This is a genomic window from Streptomyces sp. NPDC051219, assembly GCF_040682335.1.
Lineage (GTDB): Bacteria > Actinomycetota > Actinomycetes > Streptomycetales > Streptomycetaceae > Streptomyces.
The window spans coordinates 192,838-209,880 of record NZ_JBFBAS010000010.1; the positions used below are offsets into that span (position 1 = coordinate 192,838).

Here is a 17,043-nt window from a genome sequence, read left to right on the forward strand (position 1 = left end):
CGTGGACCCGGGTCTGGCGTTCGGCAGTTCGCGCGGCCCGGTCCTCAGCCGCGGCCGGCCGTCGTCCTGGCGAGCGTGGGGAGTCCTGCCGGCCAGGTGTGCACCGGCTCCCCCTCACGCATCAGCTCCGCGTAGCGCCGGGTCGTGGCAGCGAGCGCCACGTCCCGCTCCAGCCCCGCCTCCAGCGCCCGGTGGTACGTGTCCACCTGCCACGAGGCACCGTTGACCCGGCGCCTGCACCGCTCCTCGATCACTCCGAGGTAGTAGTCCCGGTCCGCCGGCTCGATCCCCCAGGCGTCGAGGCCTGCTGCGGCGAGCGGCAGTAGCTCCTCCCGTACAAGTGTGACGGCCGGGACGGTCGCCAGACCCCCGGCACGGCCCCGCCTCGGCCAGCGCAGCTCGGCATCGATGCCGTGCCGGCACGCGGTGTCGAAATTGGCGGCCGCGTCGGCGAAGGGGAGCCGGGACCAGACCGGCCGGGAGTCCTCGGCGAGCGCCCGGACCATGCCGTAGTAGAAGGCGGCGTTGGCGATCACGTCGGTGACCGTGGGTCCGGCCGGCAGGACCCGGTTCTCCACCCGCAGGTGCGGCATGCCGTCGGCGACCCCGTACACGGGCCGGTTCCAGCGGTAGACCGTCCCGTTGTGGAGCACCATTTCCTTCAGGCTCGGTACGCCGCCGTCGTCGAGCGCCCTCAGGGGGTCCTCCTCGTCGCAGATCGGCAGCAGGGCGGGGAAGTAGCGCAGGTTCTCCTCGAACAGGTCGTACGCCGACTCCACCCACCGCTCGCCGAACCACGTGCGGGGCCGGACGCCCTGCGCCTGAAGTTCGGGCGGGCGGGTGTCGGTGGCCTGCTGGAAGAGCGGCGGCCGGGACTCGCGCCACAGCTCCCGTCCGAACAGGAAGGGAGAATTGGCGCCGACGGCTATCTGCAGGGCGGCAACGGCCTGCGCGGCGTTCCACACATCGGCGAAGCGTCCCGGCGTGACCTGAAGGTGCAACTGCACGGAGGTGCAGGCGGCTTCGGGGGCGATTGAGGTAGACGTGCAGGTCAGACGCTCCACGCCCTCGATGTCGAGGGTGAAGTCCTCTCCGCGGGCCGCGCGCATCTGGTCGTTGAGCAGCAGGTAGCGGTCGACGTGGGACAGATTCGCCGAGACGAGGTCGTTTCGGGAGAGCGTCGGCAGAATTCCGATCATGACGATGCCGGCATCCACCTCGCCGGCCTTTCGATGGGCATATGCCAGTCCGGTGCGCAACTCCTCGGCGAGCTGATCGAAAACCCGACCACCGAGCCGGTGCGGCACAATGTTCACTTCCAGATTGAACATTCCGAGTTCGGTCTGGAAATCCTGACTGGCGATGCGTTCGAGCACTTGCGCATTCATCATCCTGGGCATGCCGTCCGCGCCGGCGAGATTCAGTTCGATCTCCAGCCCCATGAGATTCTTCGGCCGGTCGAAGCGCTTCTCCTTCAGGAGTCGCGCCAGTCCCTCCAGACACTCATGGTGCTTACGCCGGTAGCGTTGCCGATCGGACAGGTCGAATCCGCCTGCCACGACCTTCTCCCCCATCGAAGCGTCCCTCCTCGAGTGGGCAGCCAGCGGCGCCGGCCGCTCGCGTCACGGTCGATGATGCCCACCGAAGTGATCGACAACGCCCCGCGGGGGCCCGTCGGCCGTTACTCTCCTATCGTAACGGCCCGGCACATTCACCGGGCATGCAGCAATGTGCAGTTACCATTTCCAACTGCCTGGTGAAAAGTACCGATGATTTTCGGCCGTCCGGCTCAGCCGAAGTCCTCCAGGTCGGGGCGCACAGCTGCCCGAGAATCGGGACGAAATGCCTGCAGAGCGAGGCCCGATTCCGCCTTGTCGGCAATACGCGGGACAGCTAGCTGAAACACTGCGTGAACACGGGTCATATAAACTCGACAAACGAGGCAGAGAGTTGGCGCCCGGCCATTGCCCCACGGCCCCCCTCTGGCCCCAGAATGCGACAGCGCCGTCCGCACCTGCCACGCTTCACCGTGTCTCCCAAGTGAGAGGCGTCCCACCATGCCGCTGCATGTCCCCCCGGCTCCCGCGCCCGCCTTGCGCAGCGTTCTCGCGGCACTCGGTTCCCCCACCGCCGTCCGCGAAGCCCGCACCCCCGCTCTCCGCGCCGCCCTTGGCCCGCTGAGCCCCGAACTCCCGCTTCCTGTCCACGTGCTGGACCGGATCACGCCGGGCGACCAGCCGCCACGCACCCGGCTCGCCGGATGGCGCTTCCTGATCCATTGCGGCGACCGCCCCGTCGCAGCCGCGGACACCATGCTCACCCCGGACGGATGGGCCTTCGCGCGCTTCTTCGAGGGTCCGTACGTCGGCGCGACGGAACGTGCACTGCGCCAGGCGGAGACAATGACCTCTCACTACCAGCCGCGACTTCTGTCGGTTCCGGAGCTCTACATGCTCACCCTGTGGCTGCACGGCGAGGTGAACGCCGACGCGTCCGCCGGCGGCCCCGCGCCCGCGGATCTGCTGGTGCCCCTGGCCCCCGCACCGCCGGGCATAGCCGCGGACCGGCCGCACCGCGTGGCCGATCTGCTGCCCGTACTGACCCATCGCCTCTCCAAGGTGCCCCTGCTCGGCTCGCCCGCCTGACACGGCAGTCCAGCGCCCCGCGACCGGGCCCGGTCGCGGGGCGCCCTGCTGTCGGCCCCGTCCGGACTAGTCCGGTCCGGCCACTCCGAACCATCCGAAGAGACCGTGCAGTTGAGCTGAACCGTCCGCACGGGTGATGCGTCATTAATCAGTAAGGCAGAGCTGCCGGGAAATCCCTGCGGATTGACGCCTGTAGGGCAACACTGGGGACCGGACCGACCGACTGATTACGGGGGGCGGCCATGAACACCGCATCGAGCCGCAGGACACTCACTACACCGCAGCGAAAGAACGCATCCATGTGCCAGCACCAGCCACCGTGCCCGTCAGCCGACTCCGCCGACCGGGAGGCGGCGCATGTCGTTGCGCACCACCCGGAACAGGGCTGGAGCCTGCTGTGCAACGGAGTCCTCCTGTTCGAGGACACCGGTGAGCTGCTGCCGGACGGGCAGATCATCGCCCCGCACCGGCCGCTTCAGGTCATGAAGGCCGCCTGACCCCGCCGGGCGGGCGTACTGCGAACCACGAACAGCACGACGAAGGGCCGGCCCGGAGACTCTCCGAACCGGCCCTGACGCACGCCCGCGGGCCGACGCGTCGGACGCGTCAGTTGTCGTACTCGTCCAGCGGCGGGCAGGAGCAGACGAGGTTGCGGTCGCCGAAGGCGCCGTCGATCCTGCGCACCGGCGGCCAGTACTTGTCCGCCGCCGAGACGCCGGCCGGGAAGACCGCCTCCTCACGGGTGTACGCGTGGTCCCACTCCCCGCCCAGCGCGGCCGCCGTGTGCGGCGCGTGATGCAGCGGGTTGTCGTCGGCCGGCCACTCGCCCGAGGCGACCCGCTCGATCTCGCCGCGGATCGCGATCATCGCCTCGCAGAAGCGGTCGAGCTCTCCGAGGTCCTCGCTCTCGGTCGGCTCGATCATCAGCGTGCCCGCCACCGGGAACGACATCGTCGGCGCGTGGAACCCGTAGTCGATCAGTCGCTTGGCGATGTCGTCCACGCTGACGCCGGTGGCCTTGGACAGCGGCCGCAGGTCCACGATGCACTCGTGGGCGACCAGCCCGTTAGGGCCGGTGTACAGCACGGGGTAGTGCGGCTCCAGCCGCTTGGCGATGTAGTTGGCGCCGAGCACCGCGACCTGGGTGGCGCGCTTGAGGCCCTCGCCGCCCATGAGGCGTACGTACGCCCAGGAGATCGGCAGGATGCCCGCGGAGCCCCAGGGAGCGGCGGAGATCGGGCCGACACCCGTCTCCGGTCCCGCGGTCGGCTGCAGCGGGTGGTTCGGCAGGTACGGGGCGAGGTGCGCCCGGACACCGACCGGGCCGACGCCCGGACCGCCGCCGCCGTGCGGGATGCAGAAGGTCTTGTGCAGGTTGAGGTGCGAGACGTCGCCGCCGAACTTGCCCGGCCGGGCCACGCCCACCAGTGCGTTGAGGTTGGCGCCGTCCACGTACACCTGGCCGCCCGCGTCGTGCACGGCGGCGCAGATGTCGGCGACGTGCTCCTCGAACACGCCGTGCGTGGACGGGTACGTGATCATGAGCACGGCGAGCTCGTCGCGGTACTGCTCGATCTTGGCGCGCAGGTCCTCGGCGTCCACCTCGCCGTCGTCGGCGGTCTTGACGACGACGACCGTCATCCCGGCCATCACGGCGCTGGCCGCGTTCGTGCCGTGCGCGGAGGACGGGATCAGGCAGATGGTGCGCTGGGTGTCGCCATTGGCCCGGTGGTACGCCCGTACGGCCAGCAGGCCCGCGAGCTCGCCCTGCGAGCCGGCGTTGGGCTGGATCGACACCTTGGCGTACCCGGTGACCTCGGCAAGGCGCTCCTCCAGCTCACGGATGAGCGTGAGGTAGCCCTGCGCCTGGTCCACGGGGGCGAACGGGTGCAGCGCCGCGAACTCCGGCCAGGTCACCGGCTCCATCTCGGTGGTCGCGTTGAGCTTCATGGTGCAGGAGCCCAGCGGGATCATGCCCCGGTCCAGCGCGTAGTCCCGGTCCGCGAGCTTCCGCAGGTACCGCAGCATCGCGGTCTCGGAGCGGTGCTGGTGGAAGACCGGGTGGGTGAGGAAGTCGTCCGTCCGCAGCAGGCCCTCGGACAGCGTGTCCGCCCCGGCCGCGTCCAGTGCCTCGATGTCGGCCTCGACCCCGAAGGCGGCCCAGACAGCCGTGATCTCGGTGCGGCCGGTGGTCTCGTCGCACGCGATGGAGACGTGGTCGGCGTCGACCAGCCGCAGGTTGACCCCGCCCTCACGGGCGGCGGCCACGACTGCGTCGGCCCGGCCCGGCACCCGTACGGTCAGCGTGTCGAAGTACGCACCGTGCACGACCTCGGCGCCGCCGGCCCGCAGGCCCTCGGCAAGCAGCGTGGCGTAGCGGTGGGTGCGCCGCGCGATCCCCCGCAGCCCGTCCGGGCCGTGGTAGACGGCGTACATTCCGGCCATCACCGCAAGCAGGACCTGCGCGGTACAGATGTTGCTGGTCGCCTTCTCGCGGCGGATGTGCTGCTCGCGAGTCTGCAGCGCCAGCCGGTACGCCTTGTTGCCATCGGCGTCCACGGAGACACCTACCAGACGGCCGGGCAGGCTGCGGGCGAACTTGTCGCGTACGGCCATGAAGCCGGCGTGCGGTCCGCCGAAGCCCATCGGCACACCGAAGCGCTGGGTGGTGCCGACCGCGATGTCGGCGCCGAGCTCGCCGGGCGGGACGAGCAGGGTGAGCGCGAGCAGGTCGGCGGCGACGGTGACGATCGCGCCCAGTTCGTGGGCCCGCTCGACGACCGGCTTGAGGTCGCGGACCTCGCCGGAGGCGCCGGGGTACTGCAGCAGTACGCCGAAGACTCCTCGCTCGGCGACCTCTGCCGGGATGCCCTGGGACAGGTCGGCGACGACGACCTCGACCCCGGTCGGTTCGGCGCGGGTCTCGATCACGGCGATGGTCTGCGGGAGCGTGTCGGCGTCGACCAGGAAGACGCCCTCCTTGACCTTGCCCACCCGCCGGGAGAGCGACATCGCCTCGGCGGCCGCGGTGCCCTCGTCGAGCAGGGAGGCGCCGGAGGTCGGCAGCCCGGTCAGCTCGGCGACGACGGTCTGGAAGTTCAGCAGCGCCTCGAGGCGGCCCTGCGAGATCTCCGGCTGATACGGCGTGTAGGCGGTGTACCAGGCCGGGTTCTCCATCACGTTGCGGAGGATCACCGGCGGGGTGAAGGTGCCGTAGTAACCGAGCCCGATCATCGGGGCGAGCACCTGGTTGCGCTCCGCGAGGGAGCGCAGTTCGGCGAGCACCTCGGCCTCGGAGCGGGCGTCCGGAAGGCGGAGCGTTTCTGCGCTCTTGATCACGTCGGGTACCGCAGCGGCCGTGAGCTCGTCGAGCGAGCCGTAGCCGACCTGGGCGAGCATCTTCGCCTGCGCCTCGGCATCGGGGCCGATGTGGCGGTGCTCGAAGGGAATGCCACGCTCCAGCTGGGAGAGCGGAATGCGGTTGGCGGTCATCGGGAGGCCTCCTGGTCTGACGCGACCTGCGAGGGGCACCACGGCGCGGGTGCCCGGACGGCCTCCCCCTCTGTCATCTCAACCTGAGAGTTTCACCGGCCCGCCGAGGCGCGCCGGCTTTCACCGTCGGTGAGGAGGGGATCCGGTGTGTACCGCCCGACGCCCGCCCCTGCTTTCCAGAGTGACCTCGTCCGTGCGGTACGTGTGCCTGAGAGATTCCGGGGAGGATTTGCTCCTTCGGCGCCTCCGTCTACTGCATTCGGAGGACTCTCCCGCACGGGGTCAGCAGCCGACAGCCAGCCTACCAGCGCCACCTGCGGAGGTCCCCCGAGTGGCCGCAACCCCAAATGTGCACTTTTGTAGTATTTACGGAGCAGTTGCGACCAATTGGAGGGACCGTGCAGACCGATATCGATCCGCGCAGCCTGATCGGCCGCAAGGCGTTCGACCGTAATGGCACCAAGATCGGCACCATTGACGAGGTCTATCTCGACGATGCCACCGGCATGCCGGAGTGGGCGGCCGTACGCACTGGACTGTTCAGCCGTGACGCGTTCGTGCCGCTGGAGCCCAGCGAAGTGGTCGCGGACGGCCTGCGCGTGCCCTTCGAACGGGCTCTCATCAAGGACGCCCCCGACTTCGGTGTGGGCCGCCATCTCTCCCCGGAACAGGAGCTCCAGCTCTACCACCACTATGGTCTGGACGTCTCGTTCCCCGGAGGGATGGCGGGTCCCCCGTCGCCCTCCGCCCCCTCCCCCGCGGACCGCGACTTCGGCCGGATCGCCGGCACCGAAGACGCCTGATCCGCAACCCGGCCGACGAGAGGCAGCGGATCCGAGGGCTCCAGATCCGGATCATCGACCCGGAACGTCCGCACTCTGCCGGGCTCCGACCCGGGCTCCTCGAACCGCACCGTCACCCGCCCCACCCCGCTCCCCTGCACCCATCCCGCCCCGTACACGGCGTGCCGCACATCGTGTCCGGCAGGCCAGCGCCGCTCGGACGGGGGAGCGGGCCCCTCCCCGGCCTGTGCCCCGGCCCGGCCCCCGGCGTTCGGGCCCTCCACGAGTTCACCGACGGCCTTCCCGGCCTCTTCGCCGCCCTCCGCAGGCTCGGCCGGCTCTCCCGCCGCCTGCGCGAACAGATCCTCCTGGGTGAAGTCCGCCAGGCCGGTGACACCCACGCCCAGCAACCTGACCCCGCCCGTGGTGTCCACCGCCTCGAGCAGTCGTGCGGCGGCCTCGCGCACCACGGTGGGGTCGTCCGTAGGACCCCGGAGCGTCTCGGAACGGGTCAGCGTCGAGAAGTCGTACCGACGCACCTTCAGCACGACCGTACGGCCGGACCGTCCCGCCGCTCGCAGCCGCTGCGTACACCGGTCGGCCAGCCGCTGCACTTCTGTCCGCACCCGCCCCCGGTCGTGCAGGTCGACATCGAACGTGTCCTCGACCGACACCGATTTCGCATCACGCTCGGCGACCACCGGCCGGTCGTCGAGCCCCTGTGCCATCCGGTGCAGCGAGCCGCCGTGTGCCCGGCCCAGCAGCCGGACCAGCTCGTCCTCGCCGGCCTCCGCCAGCTCCGCGATCGTGGTGATGCCGGCACGCCGCAGATGCTCACCGGTGGCCGGGCCCACGCCGGGCAGCGTCCGTACCGGCATGGGGGCCAGCAGCTCGCGCTCGGTTCCGGGCTCGACGACCACAAGGCCGTCCGGTTTGGCCTGTTCCGAGGCAATTTTGGCCAGCATCTTCGACCCCGCGAGCCCCACCGAACCGGTCAGCCCGGTCACGGCCAGGATGTCCCGACGCAGCCGCTCCCCCGCCGCTCTCGCGGACGCCGAGTCATCGGCCGACCCGCCCGCCTCCAGGTCGACGAACGCCTCGTCCAGGCTCAGCGGCTCCACGAGCGGCGACAGCCGGCCGAGCAGCTCCATGACCTGGTCGCTGACCGCGCGGTACAGCGAGAAGCGGGGCACGAGGTAAGCCGCGTGGGGCGCCAGCCGCCGGGCCTGCGCCATGGGCATCGCGGAGTGCACGCCGAAGCGTCTGGCCTCGTACGAGGCGGTGGCGACGACCCCGCGCGGCCCGAGACCGCCGACGACCACCGGTTTGCCGCGCAGGCTGGGCTTCGCTGCCTGCTCGGCGGCGGCGAAGAAGGCATCCATGTCCAGGTGCAGGATTGTGGGCGCGGCTCTCACGTCACCGATGCTGCCCTACGCCACTGACATTGCCCCCGTCACGCGCGCACGGCCTCAGACCGCCTTGTTGCGGCGTCTGGCCAGTTCATCGGCGGGGTGGTGCCCGACCAGCGTCTCGCCGGTGTCGATGCGCTCGCCGTGCAGCTGGGACAGTGCACTCTCGACATCCCGCCACACCACCCCGACAGCGATCCCGAAGATGCCCTGCCCACCTTGGAGGAGGTCGACCACCTCGTCGGGTGAGGTGCACTCATACACCGTCGCCCCGTCGCTCATCAGCGTCATCCGCTCCAGATCCGCGAACCCGCGGGCGCGCAGGTGCTGGACCGCGGTCCGGATGTTCTGAAGGGCGACCCCCGTGTCCAGGAAGCGCTTCACGATCTTGAGGACGACGACGTCCCGGAAGCTGTAGAGCCGCTGGGTACCGGAACCATAGGCGGGCCGCACGCTGGGCTCCACGAGGCCGGTACGCGCCCAGTAGTCGAGCTGTCGGTAAGTGATTCCCGCGGCCGCACACGCGGTCGGGCCGCGGTACCCGACCTGCTCGGTCTGCTCCGCGTCCTGCCCGCCGTCCGCCCCCACCGGTCCCTGCTGACGCCTTGTGGATTCGGCCGCATTGCTGTGAAGCGGATACGGCCCGCCCTCCCCCGGACTTCGTCCAGGGGCACCCCCCGCCGTACCGCCGCCGCTGCTTCTCACGCCGACCCTCCGTCCTTGACCTGCCCTCTCGACGGTAGGCAGTCACCAGGGGTGCGTCAACGATCGCCACACTCGGCACGCCGAGTGATAATCACCCTGAGAGTGGTTTCCCGTACCCCCATGCGGGGAAAGGCTACTCGAATGCGCCGATGGCGCCGGGCGGAAAGCTCACTGACTGTTGGTGCCGAAGTCCTCCGGTGAGATCTGATCGAGGAACTCGCGGAACTTCTCCACCTCGTCCTCCTGCTCGTCCGGGATGGCGATACCGGCATCGTCCAGCACCCCGTCGCTGCCGTAGATCGGCGTACCGGTGCGCAGTGCCAGCGCTATGGCGTCGGAAGGCCGTGCGCTGACCTCCACGCCACTGGCGAAGACCAGCTCCGCGTAGAACACACCCTCCCGCAGATCCGTGATGCGGACCTCGGTGAGTTCCTGTCCCACCGCCTCCAGCACGTCCTTGAACAGATCGTGGGTCAGCGGTCTGGCGGGGGCCATGCCCTGCTGGGCAAAGGCGATCGCGGTCGCCTCCCCCGGTCCGATCCAGATGGGGAGGTACCGATCGCCTCCCACTTCACGCAGGAGCACGATCGGTTGGTTGGAGGGCATTTCCACCCGGACACCCACAACGTCGAGCTCGTTCACACAGCAACCCTAGGACCTGCCCGGCAGGTTTGGGTAGTCGGGCTGCCCCGAGGTCAGTGCAGGCGCACCCCGAGAGCGGTCTGCACCAGCGCCGCATGGAGGCGTACGGACAGCGCGGCAAGCTCTTTCAAAGTGGCTTCGGCATGGGCCCTGGTCTGCGGATTGCGGTGTCTGCGCAGGGGCGCGACCACCTGCTCGACCAGCCCGGCCTCGCGGTCCGCGGCAGCCTTCATGGCGCGCAGATGGCGAGGTTCGAGGCCGTAACGGCCCAGGTCCGCCACGAGTCTGGCCACGTTGACCGCCTCGGCGTCGTAGCCGCCCCCGGACGCCGCCGAGATCAGTCCGTACGACTCCCACTCTTCGAGTCGCTCCTCGCCCACCTCGGCCGCCGCGAGCAGCTCCGACCGGCCCACCCGAGGGACGGTCGGCAGGTCCGGCTCGTGACCGGACGCGCCGGACGCCGCCTCGCCCTGCGGCCCGGGAATGCCGACCTGCTCCCCGCGAGCCTTCGCGTCCAGATGCTCGCGGATGACTTTCAGCGGAAGATAGTGATCGCGCTGCATACGCAGCACCTGAGCGAGCCGCTCCACGTCCTCGGGGCTGAATTTGCGGTAGCCCGAGGGCGTGCGCTGTGGCTCGACGAGGCCTTCCGCCTCCAGAAAGCGGATCTTCGAGATGGTGACTTCGGGAAACTCGTCACGCAGCAGGTTGAGCACCGTTCCGATGCTCACCAGCCGTCCGCCCGCGGTGGCGGTGCCGTGTCCGGCACCGCCCGTCGGTGTTCGCAGCATGGACCTTCCCTGACGGGTCAGATGCCCCGCTGGCTCGCGTAGAAGACCAGCCGGTACTTGCCGATCTGCACCTCGTCGCCGTTCGCCAGCGCGACGGAGTCGATCCGCTCACGGTTGACGTACGTGCCGTTGAGGCTGCCGACGTCGGCCACGGTGAAGCCGCCGTCCTGGCCCCGGCGGAACTCCACATGGCGCCTGGAGACCGTTACGTCGTCCAGGAAGATGTCGCTCTGCGGGTGCCGGCCGGCCGTGGTCAGGTCGCTGTCGAGGAGGAAGCGGCTGCCCGAGTTCGGCCCGCGGCGCACCACCAGGAGCGCGGAGCCGAGCGGCAGGGCGTCAACAGCGGCCTGGGCCTCCGGGGAGAGCGAGGGCGCGGCGGTCTGACCCGTCGCCTCCGCCTCGTACGCCTCGAGGCCGGAAATGGAGATGGTCGAGGTCGTCTCCGAGGGGCGCTCGGGAGTCAGCCCGGCCCGCAGCGGCGCTCCGCAGTTTGAGCAGAACCGACTGGCCTCGGCATTGCGGTGCCCGCACCTCGTACAAACCGGCAAGGCCGACATGGACGGATCCTCCTGCCACGGCTGCCCCGCGGGGCCACTGGATGCGTACGGGTCGTGGGCAAACTCTCCACCCGTACTTGAGGCTGATGGTCCCCCGAAACCTATGCGGCCGGATGCCGCAGGGTCAACAGAAGACGCGCCCTGGCCACCGGGAATGTCCCCGCCGTGGCCGCCGACCTCATCGCGGAACAACGGGCGGTCCGCGCCCTGCTCCTCCGCCTCGCCATGACGCGGCGCACGATGCCTGGCGGTACCACTGCCACCGTCTTCGCGTGCGCTCTTGCCGAACAACTTCGCAAACAACTTCACGGGCGATTCCCCTTGACCGAAACAGACCCGCCCGTGGGGCAGGACGAACCCTGAATGCACACACCTGCCGACCCGGACATACTCACAACGTCCGTAACCACCAGACAGTTTCCACCACGCGCTGCAGTTCCGGTGCGTCGACCCCCCGCAACCGCCTGCCCGCCTCCCGCAGGCCCCATGTGCCCCCGGCTCACGACGATGACGACCGAGCGTAGTCAGGCCGCTTCGCCGGCCGCAAGGCATCCACAACGATCTTCTGAGACCGCGTCACGGTGGCGGTGGCCTGCTCCTTCTCCAGCGTCTGGATCACACCGCCGGGGATGTTGAGGGCCGGCTCGAGGTCCTGCGGCCTGCCGATCGCCTTGAACTCGTAGGGCGGACCGATCTTGCGGCCGTCGACCCGCACACCGCCCTCGTCGTCGGTGAAGTAGGTGTTCGCCACCACCCGTACGTCGTTGATCTGAATCGCCTCGGCTCCGGCTGCCCGCAGCTCCTGGATCGCGTCCAGCAGCATGTCCGCCTCGACCAGGCCCTTCGGGTCGGTGACGGTCAGGGTGATACCGGGTCCCTGCGCGGCCACCGTTCCGGCGAGGACGCCGAGCTGCGCTTCCTTCTCCACCGTCTGCTTGCGCGCCTCTTCGGCCTGGTCGGAACTGTTCTCCAGTTCCGTGCGCTGGTCCTCCAGCCGCTGCTTCTCGTCCTGGAGCCGCTTGGTGCGGTCGTCGACCTCGTCGAGAATGCGCACCAGGTCCTCCTGGCGTGCACCACGCAGTGCGCTGGTGTCACTGGTCGAGCGCACCTGGATGGCGAGACCGAGCCCGAGCACGAACAGCAGCAGGGCGACGATGAGTTGAGCCCTGCTCACACGTGGCGGCCAGAGCCCGGCGACGAGGCGCTGCCGACCCGTCTGTTCCGTTTCCTCGGAGGGTTCTTCCGTGTTGATCGGTTCGGTGCTCATCGGCCTCACGCCCGGAACACATGCCGCCGGATCGCGGCAGCGTTGGAGAAGATGCGGATGCCGAGGACGACCACGACACCCGTGGACAACTGGGCGCCGACGCCCAACTTGTCGCCCAGGAAGACGATCAGGGCCGCCACCACAACGTTGGAGAGGAAGGACACGACGAAGACCTTGTCGACGAAGATTCCGTCGAGCATCGCGCGCAAGCCGCCGAATACGGCGTCGAGCGCCGCAACAACCGCGATCGGAAGATAGGGCTCAACCACGGCCGGCACCTCGGGCCGGACCAACAGTCCGACCACCACTCCCACAACGAGGCCCAATACCGCGATCACGATGCACCCTTCCCTGAGTCGGCCGCGCCTTGATCGGCACCCTCGGCCTTCGGCTCTGCTGTTCGTACGGTCAGGCTCGGGGCCGCCGGGAGTCGCACCTCGGCCTCGACGGAAATGCCGGTGCGGATGCCGTAGTTCTCCTGAAGCACATGCAGGTACTGGCCATCGGCGCTGTCCTGGAACCTGGTGCTCAGATCCTTCCCGTCCCCCACCGCGAGCACCGTGTACGGCGGCACGAGCGGCTTGTTGTCGACCAGTATGGCGTCGCCGGCCGCCCTGATCGCGGACAGGGCGGTAAGCCTCTGCCCGTTGATCGAGACCGCCTCGGCGCCCGACTCCCACAGGCCGTTGACGACCCGCTGCATATCGCGGTCCCGTACGCGGCCCGTGTCGGAGAAACCGGCGCTGTCCCTCGGCCCGCCCCCGCCCTGCGAAGCGTCCTTGGCGTCGTCGACGACCAGCTTCACGCCGGGACCACGCACCTCCGTGGAGCCCGACAGCAGGGTCACGAGTCCGGCCTCGTCTCCACCCTGCTTCTGGAGTGCTTGGCGCCGGCGGCTCGCCACGTCGTCACTCAGTCCGTCGACATCCTTCTCCAGCGCGTCCGCCGCCGACGTCTCTTTGTCGATGCGGTCGATGAGTTCCTGCCGCTCCTTGGCCAGCACCGGAGCTGATATCTGCGCCTGAGCCGCACCGAGTGTCACCACAAGCGCGGCCAGGACCAGCCCGGCCGCGAGCCCCAGCTTCGCCCGGAGCGTGCGGGGAAGGCCCGCACTGCCCTCCGCCTCGCGGCGCGCGGACGCCTCGGCGTACCCGTCGTCGAGACTGTGATCCATTACGTAGGTCAGCAGCGACATGGACGCGTCGGGCCGCGGCGGCGGCGAGGCCGTGCTCCGAACGGGGGGCTGCTGCGACATGCCGCACATCGTCGCACGTCGGCAGTGCTACCGCCGAATGGCCCCACCGGTGGGGCGGACAGCGTCCTCCGACGCCGTCCGGCCCACCGATCGCACGTCAGTGACCTGCGCTGTCCACCACGGCCGACCACTCGTCGAGGAGGGCCTGAGCGGACGCGTCATCCGGCCCTTCGGCCCACAGATGGGTGACGGCCTCCGCCGGGTCGGGCAGCACCATCACCCAGCGCCCGTCGGGCTCGACCACACGCACACCGTCCGTGGTGTCCACCGACCGGTCTCCGGCGGCCTCCACCACAGTGCGCATGACCAGGCCCTTGACCGCCCAAGGCGTCGCCAGGTCGCGGCGGAGCACATGGGCCCGCGGAATTCGCGCGTCGATCTGGCTCAGCGTGAGCTGCGTACGGGCCACCAGGCCGATCAGCTGCACAAAGGCGGCCGTCCCGTCGAAGACACTGCTGAACTCGGGGACGATGAAACCGCCACGCCCGTCACCACCGAAGATCGTCGTCTCCGCGCGGCACACCCGGGTGAGATCGTCGGGGGACGTCGTCGTCCACTCCACCTGGGTGCCGTGGTACGCCGCCACCTGCTCGGCGATCCTCGTCGTCGTCACGGGCAACGCCACCCGCCCACTGCGGCGCTCGGCCGCGACCAGGTCCAGCATCACCAGCAGAGCCCGGTCGTCCTCGATGATCCGGCCACGCTCGTCGACGAGGGACAGCCGCTCACCCACGGTGTCGAAGCGCACCCCGAAGGCGGCACGTGCCGAGGCGACGATCTCGCCCAGCCGCACCAGTCCCGCGCGCCGCGCGTCGGGAGTCTCGGTCGGCCGGGATTCATCGAGTCCCGGATTGATGACCAGGGAGTCCACACCCAGCCGGCCCAGCAGGCTGGGGAGCACCAGCCCGGCGCTGCCGTTGGACGCGTCCACGACGACCTTCAGGCCCGACTCGGCCACACCGGTCGTATTCACATGCCGCAGAAGCGAGCCGGTATACGAATCGAAAACGCTCGCGGGGAACTGCAGGTCACCGATTTCCCCGGGGAAGGCCCGCCGGTACTCCTGACGCGCATACACGCGGTCCAGCTTCCGCTGGCCCGCTTGCGAGAGGTCCGCTCCACGCTCGTCGAAGAACATGATGTCCACGGAGTCCGGCACGCCCGGTGAAGTCCGCACCATGATCCCGCCGGCGCTGCCCCGGGCGGTCTGCTGCCGGGCGACCGGCAACGGCACGTTCTCGAGGTCGCGCACGTCGATGGCGCTCGCCTGCAGAGCCGAGATCACCGCACGCTTCAGCGCACGAGCACCGCGCGAGTGGTCACGAGCGGTCGTGACCGTGGAGCCCTTCTTCAGCGTCGTGGCATAGGCCCCGGCCAGTCTGACGGCCAGTTCGGGGGTGATCTCGACGTTCAGGATCCCTGAGACCCCGCGGGCTCCGAAGAGGTGCGCCTGGCCGCGCGACTCCCAGATGACCGAGGTGTTGACGAAGGCGCCTGCCTCGATCGTCTTGAACGGATAGACGCGGACGTTGCCCTGGATGATCGATTCCTCGCCCACCAGACACTCGTCACCGATAACCGCACCATCCTCGATACGGGCAGCACGCATGATGTCGGTGTTCTTGCCGATGACACAGCCGCGCAAATTGCTGTGCTGGCCGACGTAGACGTTGTCGTGGATGACGGCCCGGTGAAGGAACGCCCCGGATTTAACGACGACGTTGGACCCGACGACCGTGTGCTCACGGATCTCGGCATCCGCTTCGACCTTCGCGTAGTCGCCGATGTACAGCGGCCCTCGCAGCACCGCGTCGGGGTGCACCTCCGCCCCCTCGGCCACCCACACCCCGGGCGAGATCTCGAACCCGTCGATGTCGACGTCGACCTTGCCTTCAAGTACGTCGGCCTGTGCCTTGACGTAACTCTCGTGCGTGCCGACATCCTCCCAGTAGCCCTCGGCGATGTAGCCGTAGATCGGCTTGCCTTCCTTCATCAGCTGCGGGAAGACATCGCCCGACCAGTCCACGGAAACATCGGCCTCCACATAATTGAAGACCTCCGGCTCCATGACATAGATGCCGGTGTTCACCGTGTCCGAGAAGACCTGGCCCCAGGTCGGCTTCTCCAGGAAACGTTCGACCTTGCCCTCTTCGTCCACGATGGTGATGCCGAATTCGAGTGGATTTGGCACTCGGGTCAGGCACACCGTGACGAGGCCGCCCTTCTCCTTGTGGAACCTGATCAGGTCCGTCAGGTCGAAGTCGGTGAGCGCATCGCCGGAAATGACGAGGAAGGCGTCGTCCTTCAACGCCTCCTCGGCATTCTTTACACTGCCGGCGGTACCGAGTGGCTTCTCCTCATTGGCATAGGTGAGCTCCATTCCAAGCTCTTCGCCGTCACCGAAGTAATTCTTGACGAGGGATGCCAGGAACTGCACGGTTACGACGGTCTCATTGAGCCCATGCCGCTTGAGCAGCCGCAGCACATGCTCCATGATCGGCCGGTTCACCACCGGCAGGAGTGGCTTGGGCATGCTCGAGGTCATGGGGCGAAGGCGAGTGCCTTCACCACCAGCCATCACAACGGCCTTCATGTCGGAAGCGTCCTCCTTGAAGAGACGACGGTCTAGCCGACTGCGCCCGTCCGGACATACCCGCAGATGGGAGTGCGGGCGTTCGGGCCATTGCTCGGCGCCGCGCGGGCGAGCTCAATCGGCTGCAGCGTCCGCCTTCACCAGGCGGCGGACCTGAACCACGTAAAGGATTCCTGCCCACCAATAGAGGGTTGTACCCCATCCTGCGAACGCCCATCCGAAAACTGCGGCCAGTGAGGCGAGCCAGGAGCTGCCGTCACTGAGCAGAAGCAACGGGAAGGCATACATAAGGTTGAAGGTCGCGGCCTTCCCGAGGAAGTTCACCTGAGGAGGCGGATAGCCGTGACGGCGGAGGATCCACACCATCACCAGCAGCATCAGCTCACGGGCCAGCAAAGCCGCGGTCAGCCAGAGAGGCAGGATCTCCCGCCAGGTCAGTCCGACGAGGGTCGAAAGGATGTACAGACGGTCGGCGGCGGGGTCGAGCAGGCGTCCGAGGTTGCTGATCTGATTCCAGCGCCGGGCGAGCTTTCCGTCGAGGTAGTCACTCACTCCACTGAGCATCAGGACGAGCAGGGCCCAGCCGTCGCTTTTCGGTCCGCCGAACTCGGGCAGCAGGATGAGCCACAGGAACAGGGGCACGCCGGCGAGGCGAGCCATGCTCAGGATGTTGGGGATAGTGAGGACCCGGTCCGTCTGAACGCGAGTCTCCTGGACCTCCACCCGGGGGCCTCCAGTGGGAAACGTACCAACGATGCCCCATGACCTTACCTTCAGCCGCGGGGTGCCCGGTGCACGGGGTGGTGCCGGCCCTGGAACGCAGAAAAGCCCCGCACCATGAGGTGCGGGGCTTTCCCACAATGATTGTTCGGCGGCGTCCTACTCTCCCACAGGGTCCCCCCTGC

General features: G+C 68.8%; 15 protein-coding genes and 1 riboswitch. Of the genes, 3 read left to right on the forward strand and 12 right to left on the reverse strand.

What is annotated here, in order from left to right; genetic code table 11:
- Positions 1 to 44: 44 nt before the first annotated feature.
- The gene (locus AB0M62_RS15075; RefSeq protein WP_366074607.1) at positions 45 to 1,574 is read right to left on the reverse strand and encodes a glutamate-cysteine ligase family protein; all 1,530 of its coding nucleotides are present in this window, start codon (positions 1,572 to 1,574) and stop codon (positions 45 to 47) included.
- Between the two features lie 483 nt (positions 1,575 to 2,057).
- On the opposite strand from AB0M62_RS15075, the gene AB0M62_RS15080 reads away from it, so the two are divergent.
- Both AB0M62_RS15080 and AB0M62_RS15085 read left to right on the forward strand, forming a co-directional pair.
- Positions 2,058 to 2,645, forward strand: a complete 588-nt coding sequence (locus AB0M62_RS15080) for a hypothetical protein (protein ID WP_366074608.1) — start codon at positions 2,058 to 2,060, stop codon at positions 2,643 to 2,645.
- A 299-nt stretch (positions 2,646 to 2,944) separates the two neighbouring features.
- On the forward strand, positions 2,945 to 3,142 hold the full coding sequence (locus tag AB0M62_RS15085; RefSeq protein WP_366074610.1) for a DUF5999 family protein: 198 nt from the start codon (positions 2,945 to 2,947) through the stop codon (positions 3,140 to 3,142).
- Between the two features lie 109 nt (positions 3,143 to 3,251).
- Here the strand turns inward: AB0M62_RS15085 and gcvP are convergent, their stop codons facing one another.
- On the reverse strand, positions 3,252 to 6,137 hold the full coding sequence (gene gcvP / locus AB0M62_RS15090; RefSeq protein ID WP_366074611.1) for an aminomethyl-transferring glycine dehydrogenase: 2,886 nt from the start codon (positions 6,135 to 6,137) through the stop codon (positions 3,252 to 3,254).
- Between the two features lie 186 nt (positions 6,138 to 6,323).
- A riboswitch (glycine riboswitch) is annotated at positions 6,324 to 6,422 on the reverse strand.
- A 101-nt stretch (positions 6,423 to 6,523) separates the two neighbouring features.
- On the opposite strand from gcvP, the gene AB0M62_RS15095 reads away from it, so the two are divergent.
- The gene (locus tag AB0M62_RS15095; protein ID WP_366074629.1) at positions 6,524 to 6,940 is read left to right on the forward strand and encodes a PRC-barrel domain-containing protein; all 417 of its coding nucleotides are present in this window, start codon (positions 6,524 to 6,526) and stop codon (positions 6,938 to 6,940) included.
- Here the strand turns inward: AB0M62_RS15095 and AB0M62_RS15100 are convergent.
- The 10 genes from AB0M62_RS15100 to AB0M62_RS15145 form a co-directional block, all read right to left on the reverse strand.
- Complete coding sequence (locus AB0M62_RS15100; protein ID WP_366074612.1) at positions 6,829 to 8,334, reverse strand: DNA polymerase IV; 1,506 nt, start codon at positions 8,332 to 8,334, stop codon at positions 6,829 to 6,831. The two genes, AB0M62_RS15095 and AB0M62_RS15100, sit on opposite strands and share 112 nt — an antisense overlap.
- Positions 8,335 to 8,388: 54 nt before the next feature.
- Positions 8,389 to 9,033 carry a MerR family transcriptional regulator gene (locus tag AB0M62_RS15105; protein ID WP_366074613.1) on the reverse strand — a complete coding sequence of 215 codons (645 nt, stop codon included), beginning with the start codon at positions 9,031 to 9,033 and terminating at the stop codon, positions 8,389 to 8,391.
- A 168-nt stretch (positions 9,034 to 9,201) separates the two neighbouring features.
- Positions 9,202 to 9,675 carry a bifunctional nuclease family protein gene (locus tag AB0M62_RS15110; RefSeq protein ID WP_006123076.1) on the reverse strand — a complete coding sequence of 158 codons (474 nt, stop codon included), beginning with the start codon at positions 9,673 to 9,675 and terminating at the stop codon, positions 9,202 to 9,204.
- 53 nt (positions 9,676 to 9,728) lie between these two features.
- Positions 9,729 to 10,466: a MerR family transcriptional regulator gene (locus tag AB0M62_RS15115; RefSeq protein ID WP_366074614.1), complete on the reverse strand. Its 738-nt coding sequence runs from the start codon at positions 10,464 to 10,466 to the stop codon at positions 9,729 to 9,731.
- Positions 10,467 to 10,483: 17 nt separating this feature from the next.
- Positions 10,484 to 11,392 carry an FHA domain-containing protein gene (locus AB0M62_RS15120; protein WP_366074615.1) on the reverse strand — a complete coding sequence of 303 codons (909 nt, stop codon included), beginning with the start codon at positions 11,390 to 11,392 and terminating at the stop codon, positions 10,484 to 10,486.
- Positions 11,393 to 11,522: 130 nt separating this feature from the next.
- Positions 11,523 to 12,290: a DUF881 domain-containing protein gene (locus AB0M62_RS15125; RefSeq protein WP_366074617.1), complete on the reverse strand. Its 768-nt coding sequence runs from the start codon at positions 12,288 to 12,290 to the stop codon at positions 11,523 to 11,525.
- 5 nt (positions 12,291 to 12,295) lie between these two features.
- Positions 12,296 to 12,628: a small basic family protein gene (locus tag AB0M62_RS15130; protein ID WP_003970459.1), complete on the reverse strand. Its 333-nt coding sequence runs from the start codon at positions 12,626 to 12,628 to the stop codon at positions 12,296 to 12,298.
- Positions 12,625 to 13,545, reverse strand: coding sequence for a DUF881 domain-containing protein (locus tag AB0M62_RS15135; protein ID WP_366074618.1), 921 nt, complete (start codon positions 13,543 to 13,545; stop codon positions 12,625 to 12,627). The genes AB0M62_RS15130 and AB0M62_RS15135 overlap by 4 nt, the downstream gene beginning before the upstream one ends.
- Before the next feature lie 97 nt (positions 13,546 to 13,642).
- Positions 13,643 to 16,138, reverse strand: coding sequence for a mannose-1-phosphate guanyltransferase (locus tag AB0M62_RS15140; protein ID WP_366074619.1), 2,496 nt, complete (start codon positions 16,136 to 16,138; stop codon positions 13,643 to 13,645).
- A 114-nt stretch (positions 16,139 to 16,252) separates the two neighbouring features.
- The gene (locus AB0M62_RS15145) at positions 16,253 to 16,861 is read right to left on the reverse strand and encodes a CDP-alcohol phosphatidyltransferase family protein (protein WP_366074620.1); all 609 of its coding nucleotides are present in this window, start codon (positions 16,859 to 16,861) and stop codon (positions 16,253 to 16,255) included.
- Positions 16,862 to 17,043: the final 182 nt, after the last annotated feature.

Excerpts from the sequence above, each read along its gene's own strand:
- AB0M62_RS15075 (WP_366074607.1), bottom strand. The coding sequence starts at position 1,574 with ATGGGGGAGAAGGTCGTGGCAGGCGGATTCGACCTGTCCGATCGGCAA.
- AB0M62_RS15080 (WP_366074608.1), top strand. The coding sequence starts at position 2,058 with ATGCCGCTGCATGTCCCCCCGGCTCCCGCGCCCGCCTTGCGCAGCGTT.
- AB0M62_RS15085 (WP_366074610.1), top strand. The coding sequence starts at position 2,945 with ATGTGCCAGCACCAGCCACCGTGCCCGTCAGCCGACTCCGCCGACCGG.
- gcvP (WP_366074611.1), bottom strand. The coding sequence starts at position 6,137 with ATGACCGCCAACCGCATTCCGCTCTCCCAGCTGGAGCGTGGCATTCCC.
- AB0M62_RS15115 (WP_366074614.1), bottom strand. The coding sequence starts at position 10,466 with ATGCTGCGAACACCGACGGGCGGTGCCGGACACGGCACCGCCACCGCG.
- AB0M62_RS15125 (WP_366074617.1), bottom strand. The coding sequence starts at position 12,290 with ATGAGCACCGAACCGATCAACACGGAAGAACCCTCCGAGGAAACGGAA.
- AB0M62_RS15135 (WP_366074618.1), bottom strand. The coding sequence starts at position 13,545 with ATGTCGCAGCAGCCCCCCGTTCGGAGCACGGCCTCGCCGCCGCCGCGG.
- AB0M62_RS15140 (WP_366074619.1), bottom strand. The coding sequence starts at position 16,138 with ATGAAGGCCGTTGTGATGGCTGGTGGTGAAGGCACTCGCCTTCGCCCC.